This window comes from Curtobacterium sp. CFBP9011, from assembly GCF_034045095.1.
Classification (GTDB): domain Bacteria; phylum Actinomycetota; class Actinomycetes; order Actinomycetales; family Microbacteriaceae; genus Curtobacterium.
Map to the genome: position 1 here is coordinate 1 of NZ_JAXCWN010000012.1, position 21,238 is coordinate 21,238.

29 protein-coding genes are annotated in these 21,238 nt (G+C 67.8%); 15 read left to right on the forward strand and 14 right to left on the reverse strand.

Annotation, left to right across the window (positions count from 1 at the left end; all coding sequences use genetic code 11):
* Positions 1-421: 421 nt before the first annotated feature.
* Entirely contained in the window at positions 422-754 is a 333-nt protein-coding gene (locus SOM35_RS16725) for a hypothetical protein (RefSeq protein WP_320516249.1), read from the forward strand.
* A gap of 108 nt (positions 755-862) precedes the next feature.
* Positions 863-1,153: a hypothetical protein gene (locus SOM35_RS16730; RefSeq protein WP_320516250.1), complete on the forward strand. Its 291-nt coding sequence runs from the start codon at positions 863-865 to the stop codon at positions 1,151-1,153.
* A 96-nt stretch (positions 1,154-1,249) separates the two neighbouring features.
* On the opposite strand, the gene SOM35_RS16735 is transcribed toward SOM35_RS16730, so the two are convergent.
* The gene (locus SOM35_RS16735) at positions 1,250-1,891 is read right to left on the reverse strand and encodes a GNAT family N-acetyltransferase (RefSeq protein WP_320516251.1); all 642 of its coding nucleotides are present in this window, start codon (positions 1,889-1,891) and stop codon (positions 1,250-1,252) included.
* Between the two features lie 188 nt (positions 1,892-2,079).
* On the opposite strand from SOM35_RS16735, the gene SOM35_RS16740 reads away from it, so the two are divergent.
* On the forward strand, positions 2,080-2,304 hold the full coding sequence (locus SOM35_RS16740) for a hypothetical protein (RefSeq protein WP_320516252.1): 225 nt from the start codon (positions 2,080-2,082) through the stop codon (positions 2,302-2,304).
* A 68-nt stretch (positions 2,305-2,372) separates the two neighbouring features.
* Here SOM35_RS16740 and SOM35_RS16745 read toward each other — a convergent pair whose 3' ends face one another.
* The 7 genes from SOM35_RS16745 to SOM35_RS16775 form a co-directional block, all read right to left on the reverse strand.
* The gene (locus SOM35_RS16745; RefSeq protein WP_320516253.1) at positions 2,373-3,401 is read right to left on the reverse strand and encodes a hypothetical protein; all 1,029 of its coding nucleotides are present in this window, start codon (positions 3,399-3,401) and stop codon (positions 2,373-2,375) included.
* Entirely contained in the window at positions 3,401-3,646 is a 246-nt protein-coding gene (locus tag SOM35_RS16750) for a hypothetical protein (RefSeq protein WP_320516254.1), read from the reverse strand. Before SOM35_RS16750 ends, SOM35_RS16745 begins: the two co-directional genes overlap by 1 nt.
* Entirely contained in the window at positions 3,643-4,506 is an 864-nt protein-coding gene (locus tag SOM35_RS16755; protein WP_320516255.1) for an antitoxin VbhA family protein, read from the reverse strand. Before SOM35_RS16755 ends, SOM35_RS16750 begins: the two co-directional genes overlap by 4 nt.
* Positions 4,507-4,547: 41 nt before the next feature.
* Positions 4,548-4,823 (reverse strand): hypothetical protein, encoded by a 276-nt coding sequence (locus SOM35_RS16760; protein ID WP_320516256.1) that lies wholly within the window; start codon positions 4,821-4,823, stop codon positions 4,548-4,550.
* Entirely contained in the window at positions 4,823-5,761 is a 939-nt protein-coding gene (locus SOM35_RS16765; protein ID WP_320516257.1) for a hypothetical protein, read from the reverse strand. Before SOM35_RS16765 ends, SOM35_RS16760 begins: the two co-directional genes overlap by 1 nt.
* Before the next feature lie 88 nt (positions 5,762-5,849).
* The gene (locus SOM35_RS16770) at positions 5,850-6,476 is read right to left on the reverse strand and encodes a hypothetical protein (RefSeq protein WP_320516258.1); all 627 of its coding nucleotides are present in this window, start codon (positions 6,474-6,476) and stop codon (positions 5,850-5,852) included.
* 172 nt (positions 6,477-6,648) lie between these two features.
* Entirely contained in the window at positions 6,649-7,242 is a 594-nt protein-coding gene (locus SOM35_RS16775) for a hypothetical protein (protein ID WP_320516259.1), read from the reverse strand.
* A 286-nt stretch (positions 7,243-7,528) separates the two neighbouring features.
* Here SOM35_RS16775 and SOM35_RS16780 point away from each other — a divergent pair, with 286 nt between their 5' ends.
* The 6 genes from SOM35_RS16780 (at position 7,529) to SOM35_RS16805 (ending at position 11,929) form a co-directional block, all read left to right on the forward strand.
* Positions 7,529-8,032 (forward strand): hypothetical protein, encoded by a 504-nt coding sequence (locus SOM35_RS16780; protein ID WP_320516260.1) that lies wholly within the window; start codon positions 7,529-7,531, stop codon positions 8,030-8,032.
* Between the two features lie 349 nt (positions 8,033-8,381).
* Entirely contained in the window at positions 8,382-9,062 is a 681-nt protein-coding gene (locus SOM35_RS16785) for a hypothetical protein (protein WP_320516261.1), read from the forward strand.
* Positions 9,053-9,604, forward strand: a complete 552-nt coding sequence (locus SOM35_RS16790) for a hypothetical protein (protein WP_320516262.1) — start codon at positions 9,053-9,055, stop codon at positions 9,602-9,604. The genes SOM35_RS16785 and SOM35_RS16790 overlap by 10 nt, the downstream gene beginning before the upstream one ends.
* A 6-nt stretch (positions 9,605-9,610) precedes the next feature.
* Positions 9,611-10,234: a GIY-YIG nuclease family protein gene (locus SOM35_RS16795; RefSeq protein WP_320516263.1), complete on the forward strand. Its 624-nt coding sequence runs from the start codon at positions 9,611-9,613 to the stop codon at positions 10,232-10,234.
* A gap of 186 nt (positions 10,235-10,420) precedes the next feature.
* A protein-coding gene (locus SOM35_RS16800; RefSeq protein ID WP_320516264.1) for an IS3 family transposase occupies positions 10,421-11,583 on the forward strand; the annotation gives its coding sequence in 2 pieces (ribosomal slippage) (positions 10,421-10,700 and positions 10,700-11,583; 1,164 coding nt in all).
* Between the two features lie 70 nt (positions 11,584-11,653).
* Complete coding sequence (locus SOM35_RS16805) at positions 11,654-11,929, forward strand: hypothetical protein (RefSeq protein ID WP_320516265.1); 276 nt, start codon at positions 11,654-11,656, stop codon at positions 11,927-11,929.
* 399 nt (positions 11,930-12,328) lie between these two features.
* On the opposite strand, the gene SOM35_RS16810 is transcribed toward SOM35_RS16805, so the two are convergent.
* A complete protein-coding gene (locus tag SOM35_RS16810; protein ID WP_320516266.1) occupies positions 12,329-12,940 on the reverse strand; it encodes a TetR/AcrR family transcriptional regulator in 612 nt (203 codons plus the stop codon).
* A gap of 54 nt (positions 12,941-12,994) precedes the next feature.
* Between SOM35_RS16810 and SOM35_RS16815 the strand changes: the two genes are divergently transcribed.
* Together SOM35_RS16815 and SOM35_RS16820 are read left to right on the forward strand one after the other, a co-directional pair.
* Positions 12,995-13,792, forward strand: a complete 798-nt coding sequence (locus SOM35_RS16815; RefSeq protein ID WP_320516267.1) for an SDR family NAD(P)-dependent oxidoreductase — start codon at positions 12,995-12,997, stop codon at positions 13,790-13,792.
* Positions 13,792-14,724: an SDR family NAD(P)-dependent oxidoreductase gene (locus SOM35_RS16820; protein WP_320516268.1), complete on the forward strand. Its 933-nt coding sequence runs from the start codon at positions 13,792-13,794 to the stop codon at positions 14,722-14,724. The genes SOM35_RS16815 and SOM35_RS16820 overlap by 1 nt, the downstream gene beginning before the upstream one ends.
* 40 nt (positions 14,725-14,764) lie before the next feature.
* Here SOM35_RS16820 and SOM35_RS16825 read toward each other — a convergent pair whose 3' ends face one another.
* Positions 14,765-15,565 (reverse strand): alpha/beta hydrolase, encoded by an 801-nt coding sequence (locus SOM35_RS16825; protein ID WP_320516269.1) that lies wholly within the window; start codon positions 15,563-15,565, stop codon positions 14,765-14,767.
* A gap of 130 nt (positions 15,566-15,695) precedes the next feature.
* Here SOM35_RS16825 and SOM35_RS16830 point away from each other — a divergent pair, with 130 nt between their 5' ends.
* Positions 15,696-16,142, forward strand: coding sequence for a hypothetical protein (locus SOM35_RS16830; RefSeq protein ID WP_320516270.1), 447 nt, complete (start codon positions 15,696-15,698; stop codon positions 16,140-16,142).
* A 125-nt stretch (positions 16,143-16,267) separates the two neighbouring features.
* Here the strand turns inward: SOM35_RS16830 and SOM35_RS16835 are convergent, their stop codons facing one another.
* Positions 16,268-16,420 (reverse strand): hypothetical protein, encoded by a 153-nt coding sequence (locus SOM35_RS16835; RefSeq protein ID WP_320516271.1) that lies wholly within the window; start codon positions 16,418-16,420, stop codon positions 16,268-16,270.
* A 120-nt stretch (positions 16,421-16,540) separates the two neighbouring features.
* Between SOM35_RS16835 and SOM35_RS16840 the strand changes: the two genes are divergently transcribed.
* The 3 genes from SOM35_RS16840 (at position 16,541) to SOM35_RS16850 (ending at position 18,282) form a co-directional block, all read left to right on the forward strand.
* On the forward strand, positions 16,541-17,125 hold the full coding sequence (locus SOM35_RS16840; protein ID WP_111075434.1) for a TlpA family protein disulfide reductase: 585 nt from the start codon (positions 16,541-16,543) through the stop codon (positions 17,123-17,125).
* A gap of 152 nt (positions 17,126-17,277) precedes the next feature.
* Entirely contained in the window at positions 17,278-17,643 is a 366-nt protein-coding gene (locus SOM35_RS16845) for a hypothetical protein (RefSeq protein WP_320516272.1), read from the forward strand.
* Between the two features lie 39 nt (positions 17,644-17,682).
* Positions 17,683-18,282 carry a hypothetical protein gene (locus SOM35_RS16850; protein WP_320516273.1) on the forward strand — a complete coding sequence of 200 codons (600 nt, stop codon included), beginning with the start codon at positions 17,683-17,685 and terminating at the stop codon, positions 18,280-18,282.
* A 186-nt stretch (positions 18,283-18,468) separates the two neighbouring features.
* On the opposite strand, the gene SOM35_RS16855 is transcribed toward SOM35_RS16850, so the two are convergent.
* From SOM35_RS16855 to SOM35_RS16865, 3 genes are all read right to left on the reverse strand, one after another.
* Positions 18,469-19,902 (reverse strand): MATE family efflux transporter, encoded by a 1,434-nt coding sequence (locus tag SOM35_RS16855; RefSeq protein ID WP_320516274.1) that lies wholly within the window; start codon positions 19,900-19,902, stop codon positions 18,469-18,471.
* Positions 19,903-20,084: 182 nt separating this feature from the next.
* Positions 20,085-20,522: a MarR family winged helix-turn-helix transcriptional regulator gene (locus tag SOM35_RS16860; protein ID WP_320516275.1), complete on the reverse strand. Its 438-nt coding sequence runs from the start codon at positions 20,520-20,522 to the stop codon at positions 20,085-20,087.
* Positions 20,523-20,583: 61 nt separating this feature from the next.
* A complete protein-coding gene (locus SOM35_RS16865; RefSeq protein WP_320516276.1) occupies positions 20,584-21,144 on the reverse strand; it encodes a hypothetical protein in 561 nt (186 codons plus the stop codon).
* Between the last annotated feature and the right edge of the window lie 94 nt (positions 21,145-21,238).

The window sequence follows — 21,238 nt, forward strand, 5'->3', positions numbered from 1 at the left end:
AGGTGAGCAGTGACTCCGGTGCAGGGGAAGCCGATCAGGCCTGATGCGTTGACTCTGCCCCCGACGCAACCGATCGACATCACCGCATGGATAAAGGAAACCGCCGTCAGCAAGTCCGCATGAACCTGACAGCGGAGCTACCCCCAGGGGTAGCTCCGCTCTCGTGCGTATCCGGATGACCATCGGCCATCGGACGGCCCGGCCTGAGGGACGAGACCACTCAGCGGTCACGGTGATCGCTTGGGTACCTCGCTGTCCGTGGCGGACCTGATACGGCTCCTCGACCCCATGTCCGATTCCTGGCTCACTCCTCGTGAACGTAAGGCCTTCACCGTGCGGGACGAGCGGATCGCTGACGGGCACGAGCTGTCCGTTCGGAGCACCTAGAGTCTCCGCTGATCTCAGGCAGTAGCGTCGAGTGGTGGACGAGATCCTCGAAGTGTCAGAAGTCATCGCCCTGCTGCGGCCGATGTTCGAGGTCATGCTCCAGACCCCTGAACTCGCAACGCTCACGCTGGAGATCGTCCCGATCGACGACTTCACGGGCTCACCGCTGGAGGGGGACGATCTCGTCGAGCAGAACAGTGCCGCGGTCCGCTGGCGCATCATGCGCGAACGCGGTTGGTCCGGCGGTTTGTGGGTCAACGACGGCCTCGACGCCCTCGTTCGCAACGTGCAGAGTGATCTCCAAGACTTCATTGCGGAGAGCCGATTCGGATGGGGTCAGCTCAGAGGGCCTCACGACCTACCATGATGTCGACCTGGTCGACGCAGTGGCGCGGTCAGGGCGTCCGGTGGGCGATCCTCTTCCGGGCCACGGCGCTGGCGCCTGTGCGATCCTGTGGACATGCGGTACCGGCTCATGAACGACTACAGCGCGGATTGGCCGATCTGGCGGGATGACGGTGGAGCGCCGGATGGGGAGCCCCAGCTACCGGCGTGGCTGCAGGCTGACATCCGCAAGTGGGCTGCGACATTCGAGTCGCTGTACTCCTACGAGACTGGCTGGCCGGATGCACGGACCGGCCAGGAGCAGCGACTCAAGGGTGAGCGCCTGGCCGCGGCGATCGCTCGGGAATTGAGCCTGGGCGATTCGATCGTCTTCGCGTACTGGGAGACGAACGTTGCGGGGCGGGAACCCCGAGAAGTTTGAGCAGCCGACCGAGGCTCATTCAGGCTCTCTGCGGACGCCGGCAGTTGTCTCGGGAGGCCATCGGCTAACGAGATGTCCGGATCTTTGCCCGTCCGGCTACATCAAGAACTCAGTAGCTGCTTCGACCCCTTCAGTCGTCAGGCTCCAGTTCGGCCTAGCGAAATCCTCCCGCCGTAGTCGCACCCTGACCTCGTCGACAACCTCATCCGCGCGAGTCTGGGCACGACTAACACCGCTGACCTCATATCCGAGCTTCTGCGACACCCGCAGGGATGCTTCGTTCCAAGCGGCTGCGCTCGACTCCGCCCACTCCGCTCCTAGGTGATCGAACGAGAACAGCAGCAATGCCGTCCGCATCTCGGTGCCGAGCCCGTTGCCCTGGTGCGCGAGGGCAAGCCATGATCCGCTCTCGACGGTCTTGCGCGCGGCGAAGCGGCGAGCATGCAACTCCTGGACGCCGACCGGCATGCCGTGGTGGAGCACGGTGAAGCTCACACCCCATGAGTCAGGGCTCACTCCGGACCGTAGCTTCCAGTGGTACTGCGCGAGAGAATGCGCCAATGTTGTCGGTTCTGCGTCCGTCCACGGAACACCGAACGGCATCCGAGCGGGATCGTGCACACCCGACAGTGCCACGTCGACGAGCCCGGGAAGGTCCTCGTCGCGCAGGGGGCGCAGTTCCAGCCTGGGAGTGATGAGGCGCAGCCCGAACAAGGGCCAGACTTGATCGAGATCCATCGACCAACGATAAGAGCGCGACGTCGAACGTTACAGGCCGACAGTGTCTCGTTGATCGGTCCTCAAACGGACGCGCCAGCGCAGCCTGCTCTCGCCGCAGCTTCTTCTGTCTCAGATGACTAGTCCGGTGATGTTCTCGATGAGGGCCCCGTAAGCGAACGTCAGTGCGGGCTTCTTCTGTCGCGGTCATGGGTCGTCGTCGTTCGGACCGCTGGGTGCCCGGCTCGCCGTTCTCGCTCGAGGAGGATGCTCGCGGCATGGAAGTGCGTGAGCTGCCGGAGCCGCTGCCGGTGCATGCGTGGCTCCAGCTGCCCGACCGGCTGATCCGGCGAAGTGACGCCCAGGCGTATCGCTTCACTCGAGACGCGATTTGGGTGGAAGTCGGTCGTGGTGAGACAAAGCTGGCGGCTTGAGTGTGGCGCAGTTCGGTGAAGCACCGACGGCAGGTTGGTGCGACTCCGATCTGATCGATTGCTCGCTGTCAGTCGGGCAGGTTGTAGCGGAGGTCGTAGCCGGTGTCGGCAAGGAACTGCAGCCGGTTGCGGACTTCTTGCAGTGAGGCCGCGTCGTCGGCGTTGCGGTAGTCGGCGCGGAGGAGCGTGTTCGCGCTGATGATGTCGTCGGTGCGGTCCGTGTAGCCGGCGGCGGCCGCGGTGAGAAAGGCTGTGGGGTCCGCGGGTCGGATGAGTTCGGTGCCGGCGAAGCCGACGGTGTCGGGTTCGAAGCCGAGCACGGCCATGTCGACCTCCTGCTCGGTGAACGCGACAAGCCGGTACGGCATCTCCCGCTTGCTGATGGCGGGGTAGCCGGGCCGGTCAGAGATGGCGCGGCCGGAGATGCGGCAGCCGACCCTGATGAGTCGTTCCGCCTGCTCGATCAGCGGCAGGTCTGACGTCCATCGGGTCCTGACGCCGCCTGGTCCTGGGTAGCAGGCGATGGCGAAGTCCACGAGGCCACCGACCTGCCGGGACTCCCACCCGATGTCAGTGCGGTGCACGCGCTTCCCAAGGCGCGCGAGCGCGTCATCCACCTGCCCGGCAGTCAGCCCCGCTCGCACCAGTCCGTCAAAAGTGGAGCCGTTGACGGCGAGCATCCGCGCGACGGCGAACGCGACGTAGATCGGTGCCGCGTCCTTCCACCGCTCCTTCGTCCCGAGGGCTTGTCTGCCGTCGATCCAGACGCGGCGCCGGTCCACGTCGACCAGCAGCATCGTCGCCGTCTGCTCCGCGAGCGCAATCTGCGTCGCAGTCACGGTCCTAGGCGCCATCAGGAGCAGCTCCGCGTTGCTCGGGTCCTCGCCGCGGGGCTGTTGCGTGAGGGTTGGGAAGCGTGCGCGGCGGCCGTCGGCGAGGCGGATCGTGTCGTGCGACTCCACGACCGCGCGAAGCCCCGCCAGCTTGAGGACGGACAAGGCGTTGGTGAGGTCGGTGGTATCGCCCAGCCCGTACGGCAGCGTGATCTGCGGTCGGCCTCTGTATGCGGCGTTTACCCATTCGAGCCCAGGCATCATCAGCTGCGGTCTTCCGGGGTGTCGGGTTGGGTGAGGGCGATGAGCCAGCGGGTTTCTTCGAGGAACGGTTCCCACCCGGTGCGGGTGTCGCCGTGTGCTGGTTCGCAGATGTTGCCGGTGTCGGTGCTGCGGATGATGACCTGCCGTAGCACGCTGCTGGGTGGGTCGCGGAAGAACACGTGCCCGTGCACACCGGTGACGTCGTAGGCGACGTTGAAAAGGAACAGGTCCGGCCGGCGGGTCATGGCCGCCACCGCCGTCCACGGAACAGGGCGATGATCGTCGTCAGCGGCCGTCCTTCCCGCATCCAGTCGAGCGGGGTCAGGACCCGGTCGTCGACGGTGAGGAAGTCGAGCGGTGTGGTCATGAACTCGGTCATCGCGGCCGCGTCGAGGAGCGGCTGGGGTGCGGCCGCGTAGAGGACGTCGAGGCCGGGCAGCAGTGACGCCGGGTCGCCGAACTCGGGGAGGGCGGCCTTGACGAGTTGCCAGTCGGGGATGCGTTCTTCGCCGTCGAGGTCGAAGCTCGTCAGCCGGTTCGCTTCAAACAGCTCCCCGACGTCGTCGATGCTGATTTGCAGTGCGGCAGCGACTTCAGGCTCGGTGAGGGTGGTGTTGAGGAGGTTCCGGCGGATGCGGGCTTGCGTTGTCTGCCACCAGTCCTCGGGAACGTTCGCCGGACCGACAGCACTTTGTTCGGGTTGGCGGGGGATCGGTCGGCCTTCATCGGCGTACGCGGACAGTTGTTCGCGGGTGACTTCCCCTCGGGCGTACATCCACAGCTGCGACTGCCAGGGCATGTCGTCCGGAAACCCTTCCAAGTAGCCCGAGTGGATCACCGCCCGGACGGCCTTCTCCCGTCGAGCGATTTCGGAGGCGGGGATGAGGAGGGTCTGCACGATGCGGTTCGCTTCCCGAACCGCCGGGATCGTCAGGTCCGACAGGACCGTGTTGGTCCTGTCATAGAGCTCGTACCCGGGCTCGACGTCGATGGGGCGGACGAGGATCTGCGCCAGGTGCGCGTCCGGGTCTTCTGTGTCGTCGAGGAGGACATGTCCCCAGAGGATCCGGTCGTTCGACAGGTGCAAGGACACCAGACGCATCATCAGCAACTACCTTCAAAGGGAACGGGTGCGAGCAGAGCGGGTTAGGGCTGGGGGAAGTCGGCGGGGGTGCGGCCGATGCGTTCGGGCGTGTAGCGGAGGAGGAACCGCGTGATCCGGTCCGCTTCGACCATCGCCGACACCGCAGGGTCCTGACTGTCTGGGTCGACGTTGGTGAGGTGGAACCAGGGCGGTTCCTCGGCGTGGTCGATGAGGACCGTGGCCGGCTTGTCGTCCGGCTGATCGGGGTCGGTGAACATGACGGAGCCAAAGAAGCGGGTGTCGTCGTACGCCAACGTCAGCGACAGCAGCTGCAGCATCAGCCCACCCCGCCCTCACCGCTGCCATGGTTGGGGTGCCAGCGGAGGTCGTGGGCGAGGTCCGACTTGAAGTGCAGCAGCTGCCGCAGCCCGTTCACCGCATCCGTGTTCGCGGCCACCCAGCTGTCTTCGTAGAGAACGTGCGCGGTGATGAAGCCGTCCGTGCAGCACCCCTCCGCGCTGGTGAGGATGGTGGTGTCTTGCGGGATGACGATTGACACTGTCGCCTCGTTCGCGGTGGCGGGCTCGTAGCCGAGCGCTGCCATGTCGGGGTGCTGGGCGAAGAACGCCGTCAGCCGGTTCGGCGGGACGATGACGCCGGATTGCTGCGCCGCCCACCGGTCCGACATCACCCCGCACAGCGCAGTCAGCTGGTCCGCTTGCGCGTCGCTGGTGGCGTCCCGGCGCCAGCAGGTCCGGACCCCGCCGTAACCCGGATACGCCGCCAAAGTCCAGTCGCACAGGGCAGACTGGTCGACTGCTTCCCACCCGATCGGCGTGTGGAAGACGTTCGCCCCGAGAGCAGGCATCGCGGCGCGCACGTCATCGAGCGGGATGCCGATACGGTCCGCGATAGCGCGTGTGCCGCCGCCGTGCAGGACAATCGTGCGGGCGATGGCGAACACGGTCCGCCACCCCGGTGTCGCGTCCCGCTCCATAGACGACCCGGACACCTGCTTGCCTTTCGCCCAGACGCGTTGCCGTTTCCCGTTCACGAACACCAGGTCCGGGTAGCGGCGGGCGAGCGAGAGCACGCCGCCCTCCGACCCGCCGGGGATGACGATGAGGTCCTCGGTCCGTTCAGCAGGGGTGCCGTCGTCGTGGATCGTGGCGGTCGGGTTCGGGGTGGACAGGAACCCGGACCGGCCGTCCTCGAACCGGAGCCGGTCGAACGCCTCCACACGAGCGGGCATCCCCGCAGCCGCGAGCGCGACCATCGTCTGCGTGATGTCGATCGTCCACCCGAGCCCGAACGGCAACGACAGAATCGTCTGCTGGCGTCGGATGTCCTGCACCCACTGCCGGTCACCCATCAGCGCCGCCCCGGCTCGGCCTCGACGGCGGGCGCGCATCACGGTCAGCGAGCCTCGGGTCGTCTTCGGAGAGCCGCTCGAGCCCGAGCCCGGACGCGTCGAGGATGGCGTTCTCGGACTCCTCGGTGGCGACGAACGACCCGATCTGCGCGTTGACCGCGACAAGAGTCCCTATCCGACTCCGCGCATCCAACACGACCGCGGCAACCTCCTCGTCGGTGCAGTCGGACGTCAGCTCCGGCTTCGACGGGTGCAGCGCGGGAAACTCGAGCTGCTGCACCGGCGGATGCCACTTCACCCCGATACGCAGCACCCGGCCGTCGGCGTCGTTGCGGTAGAACATCGACCCGAACGGATGCCCCTGGTCGAGCGTGAGCTCCGCGCCGTAGAGGGTCCAACCCTTGGCCGCGTAGGCAGGATCCCACCGCTGCACGGTGAGAGCCCCGAGCCCCATCTTCAAGCCCGGGATCAGTGCCTGGCCGTCCTGCAGTTCGGCGTAGAGGGCCTGGAGGTTCGGGGGACTCTGATCGCGCAGGTCCGACAACGGGATCCGTGCGATGCCGCTGATGGCGGCGAGTTGCCCCGCACGGCGGCGCGGGTCATTGTCGGCGTTCGGCATGCGGCTCCTTCTCACTCGCCCACTCCGGAACTCAGCAGGGGCAGCCGCTTCGCTGCCAGCAGCAGCAGCAGCAGCAGCAGCGTTGGAGTTGGTGTGGACGATCTCGACGGTAGGGACGAAGCAACCGTGAGAGCCAGGGGATCGAGCCGCTCGAGGCCAGGAACAGGAAAACTCAGACAGCGTCCAACGACGCTGCTGCCTCGCGCTTCAGACGCTTCTTCTCGTTCCGTCGCTCGGTAGCGGCGCGCTTCTTGTCGAGGGCAATGCGGCGGGGGTCACCGAACTGGCCGGCGTTGTCGACCTGGCGGAGGGACTCTGCTCGCGCCCTGGCACCGCACCTCCCACACTGCTCACCAGCGAGGTGGTTCTTCGGCATAACGCTGAAGGCCCCGTGCTCGAAGCAGCGGATGCGAATGCTGGTCCGCTGGTCAACGAAGTCGACGTTCCGGTAGTCATACCCGGACCCGTGAACCTCTAGCGCTCGGTCGAGGAAGAGTTGCAAGCGGCGCGCGGCCGGTCCGCGCCGCGTGGAGCAGTCGTGGCAGCCCTGCCCAGGAATCACTCGGCCCTTCACCGTCTTCGCCTTGTGGTCCTGCGGCGCCATCCGGAAGACACCGTGCTCCGGGCAGACGATCCGCACCCGAGTCTTGACGTTGACGAACTCGTCGGGCAGCAGCGAGTAGTCGTAGCGGCCGCCGTGCTCAGCGTCCGCGGCGGCGATGAACGCGTCGCAGCGGGCCAGACGGGTGGCAGTGATGTGGTCCAAGAGGAACTCCTTGCGACGAGGGAGACGTCTCTATGCCGCCGCCAACGATCCAGGCGGACGGGGAGGTCTTGAGCTGCGCTTGCGATTGCGGGGCCAACTGCTGCTTGCCTCTCGCGCGACTTCTTCAGCTGTGGAAGCCCTGATCAGCGCGCCAGAGCAGCGCCCGGACCAGCGCTCCAGATCAGGCATCCCAGATCTGTATTCACAGCAGGCCGTCGCCAGCGCGCACAGAGGGGGAGCGCACCACGAACCGGTGCCGACCACCTCCGTACGAAAGGGCCACACCATGGCTTCCCACCAGAACCACAACCGTCACGAGCGCCGCCGCGAGATGCAGATCGTCCTCGACTGGCTCGACCTCAACGGCCGCGGCATCGACGACCTCTACGACCACCTCCTCGCCGGCCCGGGCGGCACGCGGCAGTTCCGCGCCCACTACCGCGTCGAACCGTTCCTGGACGAGCCGGACGCGTTCGCGTTCCAGATCGCCACCATCCGCAAGCTCCGCACCGACGCACACTTCCAGCGCTGCGCCGAGCAGCACTTCCTCCTCCAGTACGACCGCGACGAAGCCGCAGCCGCCGCGGATGCCGGGTTCGACAACGTCCACGAGCTGCGCCGACAGCACTGGGGCGACGATCTGAACACCATCAAGGCGGGACGGCGGCTGCTCTCGCTCCTGCGCGCCGGGGCCACCACCCTCAAGCAGTGCCGGGCCGCCGAGGACCAGTGGGGCAGCACCTGGAGGGACCTCGCCACCTTCCGCGCGCACGCCTCCGCAGTCGCCTGAGCGCGCAACTTCCAGCCGGCCCTGACGAGACGGCATAGAACCCTCGAAGCCAGCCACACGGCAGGCGAGCCCCCCCCCCGCAGCACACGTCACGACGAGACCACACCTCCAACCCGGTCCTCGGACAGCACACGGAAAGTCGCTCGCCTGCCGGGCAGCCAGCTTCACTCCCAGCCGGTCGAAACAAGCCGGCATCGAGACACCAAGCCCAACCGAACGGGCGAGCACAAGCGCCATCCGCGCACCGCAGTAGACCCATGTCGAGAGGTCGCCGGTACGAGACAGCAGCCGTGCTCGCCCACCAACACGGCACACAGCGCACCAACTACGAATCAGAACGAGGAAGACCATGGCCGTCATCACCGACTGCACCAACCGCCGAGCACACCGCCACACTCTCCACGAACTCGGCCCCATCGCCGCCCACGCCGACCGCGTTCCACGGGACCTCATCAACAAGTACATCGAGTTCCACGAGCAGCCCGACGCCCGGACGCGGCACCGCGCAGCGACGATAAGCACCCTCGTTCTGCGCGACCTCGGCACCTTCCTGCGGACGTACCAGCCGATGCCGCTGCCGAAGTTCGGAACCAGCATCGAGCCGATCCTCGACATATACAACGCCCGCGCCGAGGCCGCTGAAACGATGCTCCTCGCCGACGAGCACGCCGCTGCATACCAGCTCGGTATCACCCTCAACGCGCTCCGTGGCCAGCACTGGCACACCACCAACGATTCGACCGACCACACAGAAAAGCGCGGCGCACTCGCGATGCTCCGCGCCGGCCTCCTGGTGCGAGAACCGCTCCACCATGCCCTCAGCATCTGCGGCGTCCACGGCTGGGACGACCTCGCCACCTTCCCCGAGCCCGACGCGCCGCACCACCCCCGCCGACCGCGTAACCGGTCCGCCGCAACGTTCTACCAGCGCCTCCCGAACGACGGTGAGGCAAGCGGGAACCCGACCTTCATGCCCCGCGGTCCTCTCTCCCGAAACCGTCCGAAGCTCTCTGCCAACTGTTGGAGCTGAACGAGGGCTTCGAGCGTACGACGCACTACGACGGAAAGAACTTCCGCGAGACGCGCCATTACACGATCCAGGACGGCTCATTGCATATCCGTGGGACGGGGAAGACCTCCTGGGCCGACAGTCGATTCGACAACTCGTACGTCGCTGATCCCGAACAAACGCATCGGTTCCTCGCGAACCATCGCGATGTGCTCGATTGGAACGGAGTGGACCCGACGCGCCTCATCGAGCGCGCCGCGCCAGAGCCGGATCCTGTCGAAGTGGACGAGCCGATCGACGATGTCGATCCGAACGCCGAAGCGTCCGAGTATCCCTACGACTTCGCGGACGAGAAGCAGGAGCACGAACGGAGTGCCGATCGCGCGTCAAGGGAGGTCGCAGGCGCGCTCGTCCTCGTCGGGCTCGTCGTCGGCGGCGTCGTCGTCGTGGCGGTCAAGTACGGCCGCCCGGTGTGGAACGAAAAGGTCAAACCGGCCGTGGGGCGACTTCGAGACAAGATCCGGCGCCGCAATCCAGACGAGCCAGGCGACGACGAGTCCTGATCTGTTGTGACGCTCTCTGATCTCGCCGCGGAGGCAGTCTCAGCGCTGACTAGCACCAACACTCGCTGGAGCATCACCGATGCGCCGGCGCACGTCGAACCGCGACCAGGCCTCTACGCGATCTACGGCGACGAGCAGGCGCACCAAGACCTGGATCTCGTCGCTGATGCGCACCCGTCTGTATCGCTGGACCTCCCGCTGTACATCGGCAAGGCCGAGAAGAGCCTTGTCTCTCGCGATCTTGGGGACCACTTCGCTGCAGTCCCGGGCAGCACTGCGCGCACCGGTGGGTCAACTGTGCGGAGGTCGTTCGCGGCGCTGTTGCGCGACCAGCTCGAACTGCACGGCGTGCCGCGGAACCTCGAGAAGCCCGGGTACTTCAGCATGTACTCGCTCGCAGGCGACGGTGACGCGAAGCTCACCGCGTGGATGCACGCCCGGCTCACACTGGCAGTCTGGCCCGCACCGGATGGCATGAGCACCCCGCTCGCCGACGTCGAGACTGAGTTGATCCGGCACTTCACGCCCGCGATCAACCTCGACAAGAACCCGAAGAAGCTCGCGCAGCTGAAGGCGGCGCGGAAGGCGATGAGTGCAGAAGCGCGAGACTGGCAGCCAGGCAGCGACTGAATAGACCGAGATCGCTGGTTCGCCGTGACCTTGCGCCGCTTACACGCAACAGCTGCACGCATCACCCCTGCGCCGAAAAGTTGCGTTAAGTGCCATCACCGTCGGTATGAGTCGCACGGGACTGCTGCAGGTTCGGTTGACTCCTGAGAGGTAGGGGCATGGGCTCCTGCTGGAAGGATGTGTGCCATGGTGAAGGCGTATCCGGACGAGTTCCGCCGCGATGTGATCGCGGTCGCCCGGAAGGGTGAGACGTCGGTGCGGCAGGTCGCGAAGGACTTCGGTGTGTCCGAGTTCTGCCTGGCCCGCTGGTTGCGTCTCGCGGACCGTGATGACGGCGTCCCTGCTGCTGCGTCGCCATCCGTGAAGGCGATTGAGCAGGCCGAGCTGCGGGACGCGCAGAAACGGATCCGGCTGCTCGAGCAGGAAAACGAGATCCTCCGCCGGGCAGCGGCGTACTTCGCCCAGTCGCAACTCCCAAAATGATCTATGCGCTGGTCCTCGAACTCGCCGACGATGGTGTCCCCGTCGCGGTGACCTGCCGGGTGCTGGGTTTCTCGAAGCAGGCCTTCTATCGGTGGCGCGCCGACTCGGTTTCTCAGCGGGACTGGGAGGACGCGCACCTGACCAACGCAGCGATCGATGCGCACCGGGACGATCCGACGTTCGGGTACCGGTTCATCGCCGACGACCTGATTGCGTCCGGTCATACGGTGTCGGAACGGCGAGTGTGGCGGTTGTGTTCGCAGCAGCGGCTCTGGTCACTGCACGCGAAGAAGCGCGGCCTGAATCGCAAGGCTGGGCCGCCGGTGCACGATGACCGTGTCCGCCGTGCGTTCACCGTGCCAGACCTCGACAAGCTCTGGCTGACCGATATCACCGAGCACAACACGGCAGAGGGCAAGCTGTACCTCTGCGCGATCAAGGACGCCTGCTCGCGCCGGATCGTGGGCTACTCGATCAGCGACCGGATGCGGTCCTCGCTCGCCGTCGCGGCCCTGCAAATGGCGGTGCATCGCCGGAACCCGGCAGGAACCGTCGTCCACTCGGACCGGGGCAGCCAGTTCAGGTCGAAGAAGTTCGTCCGCGCGCTGGGTGATGCCGGCCTGCTCGGATCAATGGGGCGAGTCGGTGCGTGCGCCGACAACGCTGCAATGGAATCGTTCTTCGCGCTCCTGCAGAAGAACGTCCTGAACCGGAAACGTTGGGCGACCAGGGAAGAGCTCCGGCTCGCGATCATCACCTGGATCGAAGCGACCTATCACCGGAAACGACGGCAACGAGGTCTGGGGAAGTTGACCCCGATCGAGTACGAGACGATCATCAACCCACAGGTCGCACTCGCGGCCTAAACGAACGAGTCAACCAATCCTGCAGCAGTCCCTTGAACGGCTCGCTGAGGCGTGGGTCGACGACTGCCAGGTGCTCTACGTCGGGCTCGCTCGGTCCGGGATGCGAGGCGATGGCCTCCACCGGAGGCTTAAGCAGTTCCGCCGCACCGGCGCCGGAAGAGCTGACAACCACGCCGGCGGTGTGTGGGTGTTCCAACTCGCCGACGCCGACGAGCTACGGGTGTGTTGGCGAGTGTCCGCCGATCCGTCCGATGAGGGCGTGGCGGCCGAGGAGCACGCTCTCATCGAAGGCTTTGTCCGAGGTATCGGCGGTGGAAAGCGCCCCTTCGCGAACCGGCGCGACTGAATCGGAAGTCGGAAAATCGCCGGTCAGCGCCCGTTTCGTCAGCGCACCGTCCCTCGCCAGAGGATAGCCCCGGCGTCGCCAGAGGATAGGGCGACTCAGCCGCCCGTCGTCTTCCGCACCACTCCAGGCATCGACGGGTTCTTAAGACAGCCCACCGAAGGGTGTTCTGACACACCCGACGACGAAGAGAGGCCCGCAGCCGGATGGCTGCGGGCCTCTCTTCGTTGTTCTGGCTCGTCCGTCGTCCCGGGGGAGAGGGCGAGGGGGAAGGACGTCGCGAAGAAGCTGTCGACGTCTCGGTGAGGATGCAGCCGCTGACGGACAGGAGGGGTGGTGCCAGCTGGCACCGTCCCTCCAGGCTGCGCCGTCAGACGCTCCTGATGAGGAGTGCTGGCGGCTTCAGCTCGTGTGGGCGACCTTGTGCAGGACGTCGAGCGCGGCGTCGATGGCGGCTTCGAGCGGCCAGGACGACTTCTCCGGCTGGCTCAGGATGAGCCCCCCTTGCAGGGCGGCGAGGATGGCGACGGCGATCCGTTGCGGGTCGGCATCGGATTCGACCTCGCCGGCGCTCTGCATCTTGGCAACCCCCGAGGCGAGCGACAGCCGCCAGTTCGTCATGCTGTCGGTGATGACCTGAGCCAGTTCGGGATCCGTCATGGCTGCCTGCGTCGCCATCGAACCGATGGGGCAGGCCCACCGGCCGAGACCGATGTAGTAGTCGACCAGGGCGTCGCGCCAGGCGTGCCACGACTCCCAGCTCGAGAGGTCGTCGATGTACGGCTTCTGCGCGGCGAGGAGCTCGCCGCCCTCCCAGATGGCGACTTCACGGACGAGTTCGGCCTTGCCGCCGGGGAAGTAATGGAAGAGCTGGCTCTTGCTCGTGAGCGTCGCCGCACGGACGGTGTCGAGAGTGGTGCCGCCGATGCCGGAAGCGAGGATCTCCCGACCCGTTGCCTCGATGATGCGCTGGCGAGTAGCTCGACCGCGTTCCGTGATGTTGGCCCCTTGCACGAGCCCATCGTACCGCGTTGGACCAGGCGGTCCAGTCCGTGGTAGGACTGGACCATGCAGTCCAATGAGGATGAACTCGTCTCCCTTTCTCCCGATGACCGACTCTCCGGTCAGACCGCCCTCGTCACCGGCTCGAGCAGCGGTATCGGGGAAGCGATCGCCCGAGTACTCGCCGCGTCCGGTGCCCATGTCATCGTCAACGGTCGCGATGCCGAGCGCACGCAGGCTGTCGTCACGACGATCGAACGTGCGGGCGGCAAGGCGTCACCGCTCGTCGCTGATCTCGGTGGATCGGCCTCTGACGTCCGCCGGTTGGCCGCTGAAGCCTCGGCTCTCGCCGGCGGCCAGATCGACATCCTGGTCAACAACGCCGGGATCTACCCGGCGACGCCGACCGTCGATCTCGCCGAGGACGACCTCGACGCGGTCCTCAGCATCAACATCCGTGCCCCGCACGTGCTCGTGGCGGCCCTCGCGCCGGCCATGGCGGAGCGCGGCCGTGGAACGATCGTCAACATCGGATCGTGGATGGCCCGAGTCGGCCTGCCCTTCGGTGCCATGTACACAGCGTCGAAGGCGGCGCTCGAGCAGATGACGCGCACATGGGCAGCCGAGTACGGGCCTCGAGGGGTCCACGTGAACACGGTGGCGCCCGGAGCCACGAGCACTCCAGGCAACGCTGCGAGTGAGGACGTGCTGGCGGCGATGACTGCGGTGACCGTTGCCGGCCGCCCGGTCCGTCCCGTCGATGTCGCCTACGCCGTCCGGTTCGCCGTCTCGGACGAGGCCTCGTTCCTCCACGGCTCGACCATCGACGTCGACGGTGGAATCGCCTCCACGCGGGTCGGCTGATGTCGGATCTGCGAGGACCGTTCGGTGCCGAGTCGACCGCCCTCGAGGTCGTCGACGGGATCGACCTCCGTGACAGGACCGCAGTCGTCACCGGTGCGGGATCGGGTATCGGTGTGGAGACGGCCCGTGCCCTGGCTGCTGCGGGCGCAGCGGTCACCCTCGCTGTCCGCGATGTCACGACGGGGAACCGTGTTGCGGCAGACATCCGTGCGAGCACCGGGAACGAAGCCGTCCATGCGGCGTTCGTCGACCTGGCCGACGTCGGATCCATCCGGTCGTTCACCGACTCGTGGTCGGGGCCGCTCCACCTGCTGGTGAACAACGCCGGCGTCATGGACCTGCCCGAGCAGCGCACTCCGGATGGGTGGGAGATGCACTTCGCTGTCAACCACCTCGGCCACTTCGCGCTCGCACGAGGTCTGCACGCAGCGATGCGCTCGGCGGGCGGCGCCAGGATCGTGTCGCTGAGTTCCAGTGGGCACGCATCCTCGGGGATCCGCTTCGACGACCTGTTCTTCGACAGCGACCCCTACGACCCGGGGCTCGCCTACGGGCAGTCGAAGACGGCCAACGTGCTCTTCGCCCTGGAGGCGACCCGGCGGTGGGCGGACGACGGGATCGCAGGGTCAGCGGTCATGCCCGGCGGCATCTGGACCAACCTGCAACGTCACTGGGACCCGGCCGTGCTCGCCGACATGCGGCGGCGGTACCCCACCAAGACCGTCGAGCAAGGTGCTGCGACCAGCGTCTTCGTTGCGACCCGGGCGGAGCTCGGGGTCGGGACTCCCGGTTACTACGAGGACTGCCATCCGGCGGAGGTCGTGGCCGCGATCCAGGGAGGAGTCCACGGGGTCCTCCCGCACGCACTGGATCCTGCCGCGGCAGATCGGCTCTGGGAGGTGTCGGGACGGCTGCTGGCACAGTCACGGTAGCCGCTGAGGGGACGGACTTCCGAGACGGTCTGTGGTCGCTCTACCGGAGGTGTCGCTGCAGGAAGTCGTAGGTCCGACTGAGCGCGTCCGTGCGGGTGCACATCTCCGAGAAGTCGTGGTGGCCGCCCTCGACGAGCATCAGTTCGTGCGGGACGCCCAGCTCGGTGAGGGTCTCCGCGAGGGAGATGCTCTGCTCGACCGGGACGGTCGTGTCCGCCGTCCCGTGGAGCAGGAACGTGGGCGGGGAGTCCGGGCGGATGTGATCGGACGGGGTGAACCACTGGTCCACGGGGCCGAGCGCCGTCAAGAGTGGAGAGCCGGGTTCTCGGAACTCGGGGGACCGGAGCGGGTCGTGGATGCCGTACCAGCTGGCCACTGCGCGGACGGGTTCCGCCTCGTCCGGCGCGGACGCGCCCGTGATGGTGGCGATGGTCGCACCGGCCGAGTTGCCCCAGAGCGCGACCGCGGTCGGGTCGAGGTTGAACTGGGCCGCATGGTTCCGGAGGTAGCGGAGCGCTTCTCGGACGTCTTCGACCGGTGCCGGGAACCGTGCGAGGTTGCTGGTTCGGTACTCGACGCTGGCGACCGCGATGCCGCGTTCAGCGAGGGGGACCAGCGCAGGGAGGTACCGAGTGCGGTGCACGTTGCGGAACCCGCCGCCCTTGATGAACACCACCAGGGGCGTCGGTGTCGACGACCGGGGCTTCAGGAAGTCGAAGTGCAGCTGCTGACCGCCGGGCAGCAGCTGCCCGTCGCGGAACTGCGCGTACACGAGATCCGGGTACTGCTCGACGAAGTGGTGTGACGCCGGACCGAGTGGGACCGTGGAGGAGTGGGTCATGGCTGCTTCCGAACGTTGCGGTGACGGCTCAGAGGGTAGCTCCGGTCTGGTGCAGATGTTGCGCGCCGGGCATCATCCACCTCACTCTTGTCGCGGGCAGCCGACGATCGGTGGCCCGCGAGGGGGAACCATGTCCGTACTACCCGTCCACGAGCTGATGCCGCGAGTCGCCGCGCTCAACGCCCCGGGAGCCCCGTACGTCTTCGAGATCGACGGGACGACGATCACCGGCCGCTGGGCCTTCGACGACCCGGCGCTCGCCGAGGTGCTCGGTGACGGAGGGGCGTCACCGAACTTCCGGTACGTCGTCACGCTCGATCCGTCGCGCGGGACGTTCCGCTGCTCGGAGCGCGACGCGGGCTACAACAACGGAGCGTTCCGCGCCTACCGCGGGTACAGCCGGAACTACAACGTGAACCTGCTGACCATCATCGTTGCGCTGGTCCGTCGGGCGGAACGGAAACGTCGCACCGGAAGCGCGACCCCGCCACATCGGTTCCGGCAGGAGGAACTCAAGTCGCCGCTCCGGTCCGTGCTCGAGGGGAACGGATGGCGGCGGCGTGGCCTGATCCGCTGACGTCGGGGCAACAGGCAAGGCGGAGGCAGAAGCGCCTCGCTGGGGTCTGCCTGGCCACCCCGGTCGCGAGACCTGCCCTCAGGCGCTACCGCTCGGACAGTCGGCTTCCCCGTCCGCCGACGAGGTCACGGCCGGTACTCGTCGCGCCGCTTCGGCGCGGGCCGACCCGGGTGCTGCGGCGGCACGACTCCACCAGAGAAGACGGCACCGATCACCCTGCCGAGTGTCCGCAGCGTCACGAGCACGAGGTGTCCGATCGCGCCGACTACTCGTGGCATGGTCGGCTCCCTCCGCTGCCCGACGTGTGGTAAGCGACAGCCTACGGCGGCAGCGGTGTCGAAGCGAGGGCGTGATCGGCATCACGAGCGCCGGCGGGCGGTGCGCACTAGGTTGCTGCCATGGGGACTCGTCGTGGACCGGTGCTCGCGTTGCTCGTGGTCATCGCGATGAGCGTCGCGGGGTGCACCGGAGAGCACGACGGGCTCAGCGGCCAGTACCGGAACGGCGACACGAAGAACTACATCTCCGGCAACGGCGCAGTCACCGAGTTCCGGGCAGCGGACCGCGGGCCGGCCGTCGACTTCTCGGCGCGGGACCTCGACGGGCACGTCGTCCGGGCCGACGAGCACCGAGGGCACGCCGTCGTCGTCAACTTCTGGTTCGCTGCCTGCGCGCCCTGCCGACTCGAGGCTGCTGACCTCGAAGCCGTGAGCCACCAGCAGGGTGCGCGCGCGACCTTCCTCGGGGTCGATGTCCGTGACTCGGCGGGGACGGCCCGCGCGTTCATCCAGAGTCACGACGTGTCCTACACGACGCTGATCGATGAGGACGCCGCCGTGCAGCTGGCCTTCGCGGGGGAGAACGCGCCCAACGCCACGCCGTCGACGATCGTGCTGGACAAGCAGGGCCGCGTCAGCGCGCGGATTCTGGGTCCAGTCGATCGCAGCGTCCTGACGACACTCGTGGACGAGGCCAACGAGTGACGTCTCCGGGTGGCAGCGAGCCTCTCGACGCTCCTCGACCGCGGCGATGCGACGGAGACACCGAGGCCGGGAGGCGCTTCGCTGGAGCCATCGCCACAGGGGACGCGCCGGAACCGGAGACGCCCGCGGGATCAGGTCTTCGGCACCGAGCAGTGCTCTCCGCCGTGGTCGTCCTCGGTGGCGCGGTCTCCGCGGTCGGGATGTACAGCCTCGGCCTGTTCCGGTCCCACTCCTTCAGCTGGGACCTTCTGGTCACCGTCTCGGCGCTTGCGATCCCGGTCGGAGTCGCCGTCGCGGCTGGCGTCGCCCGCGTCGGCGTGCTCGTCAGGAACCGTGCCGATCTGCACCTCGCGGCACATCCAGTGCGCCGGGCATCGATGGTGGTCGGGGTCCTGGCGTTCGCCGCTGCGTTGGTCGGCGGTCTGCTGCTGACGGCGGGCGGGTGGCAACTGGACCTGGTCGGCGCCGTCGTGTGCGCTTGTCTCGCCGGCGGCTGTGCGGCTCTGGTCCTCCGCTGACCCGAGGCGGACACGACGGTCGTCTGGCATCGTCGAGGGATGCGACCGTCGACGATCCTGCTCGCCACGCTCACCGCCCTCTTCGGCGTGGCGACGATCGTCCTGGCGCTCCTCGTCGGCACCGGGGACAGGGAGGTGCTGTTCCAGGTGCTCCGGCTCGGCGGCCTCGTCACGGTCGGGTTCGCGGTCGGTCTCGTCATCACGGTGACGAACCGCCGACGACGGGAGCGACTCCAGCGCAAGAGTGACACGAGCCCGGGCACGTTCTTCGTGAACGCGCACCCCACGGACACGACCTACGACGAGCTCGATGCGTGGCGTCCGGCGCTCCGGGTGTTCTTCCCGTGCGACCTCGGTTTCGACCGGAACGGCATCACGGCCTGGCCGGACGAGGGCAGCGGGCCAGCGATCCCGATCGCCACGCGGCAGGAGGTCACCGGCTTCGACGTGTTCGACGAACCGACGCCGCGAGGCATCACATCGCGGTGGGGGATCGCGATCTCCCTCGCCCCGCGAGAAGCTGGCCCCGCCACGGCGCACCTCTGGATGCTCGATGAGCAGCAGAACCACGACGAGTACGCGATGCGGCGGACGATCGCGAAGATCGAGAGGGCCCTCGGCCCGAGGACGACCGCCTGACGTCCGCGTGCTCGATCGCGCGCGAAGGTCGCGTCGATCCCGTCACGGGTGCGCGGTCCGGGGACCCGACCGCGTGGCGGACGAAGTCACCGGGTGGCGTGACCAGACCGGCTCGGCCGGGACGGGCCTCCCGGCTGACCGCAGTCGGCTGCGGCAGACCGCAGCCGACCACCCGACCACCCGCACTCACCCCGCCTCGGCGAGCACCGCCTCCGCCCGCTCCGCGCTGCCGGCGTCCATCCCGCGGTCGATGCGCCCGCGGGCGGCGAGCGAGATGACGACCCCGGTGACGAACACGAGCACCTCGGTGACGGTGAGCGCCCAGATGATGCCCGCGAGCCCGAACCAGAGGTTCCCGAGCAGGACGATCGGGATGAACAGCACTCCCTGCGCCAGGGACATCGCGATCGCCGGGGTGGCGAGCCCCGCGGCTCGGAACAGCGAGGTGAACAGCCCGGTGAACCCGTTCACCACCGTGGCGACCAGCTGGGCGACCAGGATCGTCAGCCCGATCGCCAGCACCGAGTGGTCCGAGGAGAAGACGGTGAACACCTGCTGTCGGAAGACGAACACGGTGCCGGAGAACAGCAGCACGATCGCCCCGACCGTCAGCGCCGAGGCCCGCCGTGCCGAGCGCAGTCGCTCTCGGTCGCCCTTGCCGTACGCGTAGGCCAGCAGCGGCAGCACACCGATCGTGACGCCCATCACCAGGAACTCCGGCACCTGGGCGATGCGGACGGCCACGCCCATCGCGGCCAGCGGGTCGTCGCCGTACTGCGCGGCCAGGTTGTTGAGCACCAGGGTCGTGACGATGAGGAACCCGGCCTGCAGCAGCTCGCTGACGCCGATGCCGAACACCGGCCCGAGGACCGAGCGCCGGAGCGTGAACCAGCGGAGCGACAGGCTGACGTTCTCGCTGTGCGTCCCGAGCCAGCGCACCCAGTAGGCGATGCTGACCAGGTTGGCGAGTCCCACCGCGAGTGCGGCCCCGGCGACGCCCCAGTGCAGCACCAGGATGAACAGGACGTCGAACACCAGGTTGCCGATGGTCGACAGGATCAGCCCGACCATCGCCTGGCGCGCGGCTCCCTCGGCGCGGACCATCTGCTCCAGGCAGAACGCCACGGCCAGCACCGGGACGAAGACGAGCATCACGCTGACGTAGGCGCTGGTGGCGGGGACCGCGGCGGCGTCGGCGCCGAGCAGCCCGACGAGCGGCCCGAGGAACAGCAGTCCGAGTCCACCGAGCACGATGCCCGTCACGACCGACCCCCAGACGGCGAAGGACGCGACGTGCTTGATCTCGCCGGCCTTCGCCGGGTCGTGCTCGGAGGCGCCGAGCAGCCGCGACATCAGCGAACTGCCTCCGACGCCGAACACGCCGCCGACCGCCATCACCAGGCCGAGCAACGGGGTGCCGAACGTGATCGCCGCCAGCAGGGAGGTGTCGTGCTGCGCGCCGATGAACCCCGCGTTGATGACGTTGTACAGGGCGCTGACGACCATCGCGGCGGCCATCGGCACGCACAGGTGTACGAGGGCACGGAGGATCGGGGCGGCGGAGAGGTACCAGCGGTTCTTCTCCGCTGCGGTGGTGGGTGTGGTGGTCGTGGTCGTCATGGTGGTTCCCTTCCGGGCAGCACGGATCGCGCGCCGACGGGACGCCGGCACGGCATGGTGGACGGCGCGACGGCAGGGCCGTCACGGCATCACGGGGAGCGCGTCGGCGGTGCCGTCGCGTGGGCAGGCTCGCGCCCGGCAGGCTCGCGCTTCGGGCGGACGGCCGGGAGGCGCGGGTGCGGCTACCGGGTGGGTTCCGGCAGCTCGGCGGTCACCTTGAGCAGGAGAACGCGGAGCGTGGCGCGCTCGTCCGGACTGAGCGGGGCGAGCAGGCGGTCGTCGAGGGCGAGCATCGCGTCCTCGAACCCGGCGATCAGGTCGATGCCGGCGGGGGTGGCGTGCACGAGCTTCGTCCGGGCGTTGCCGGCGTCCGCTCGTCGTTCGATGAGGCCCCGTTTCTCGAGCCCCTGCAGGAGGCTCGACACGCTGGCCGCACTTGTCCGGCTCACCTCGGCGATGTCGCGTTGGATGGCACCGGGGTTCTGCTGCAGGTAGCCGAGGACGAAGCTCTGTTCGTGCGACAGCTCGCGCTCCCGCACCCACTCCTCGGCGGCCTTGCGCTGCGCCCAGCCGATCCAGCGCATGAGCTGGAGGGGCGTGTCGAAGTGCGGTGCCTGCATGATGAGGACTCTAAGTGTTCGAGTTCTAACTGTCAACAGGAGAGCGGGGTCAGGCCTTCGCTCAGTGCCGGACCGGGTCACTCCACTCGGGGAACGGCTCGCTGACGCCGGGTTTCGATGCGTCCGGGAACGTCGCCGGGTCACGCACCGAGGTCGCCCTGACGAGTGCCTTGGTGTCGTTCGTCCAGAACGCCTCGCTGTGGACGCCGATCGAGGACTGGCCGTTCGGTCGGACCGACCAGGTCACCCACCACCCGTCGCCGGTGTCCGCTCTCACCTCGAGATCCGTACCGACCTTCGCGCTGCCCGAACGCCATCCCTTGTCGTCGAAGTACCGCTGCATGGGCTCCAGGTCGGCAGCGGCACCGGATGCTCCGTCCCGCTCGATGATCCGCGCTGCGCGGAAGAAGTACGAGTTCCCTGTTGTGGCCCCGTCCGGCGCCTCTCCGAATGCGTTGCCGCCGGCTGCCAGTGGGCGGACGTCCCCGCCGTTCCACAACCAGGTGCCGTCGGAGATCTGCCTCTGGGCCTCCGCCAGCAGGGCCTGCCCCTGCTCGTACCGCTTGCCCGCCAGGCGGAACTCGTCCTGCAGTGACAACTCCGCAACCTGCTCCCGGGTCATCCCCGCGGCGTCCGGAGCATCTGCTGCCGTTGAGCATCCGGTCATCGCGAGTGCCAGCGCCGCGAGAGCCACCGCCACGGATCCGCGCAGCCGG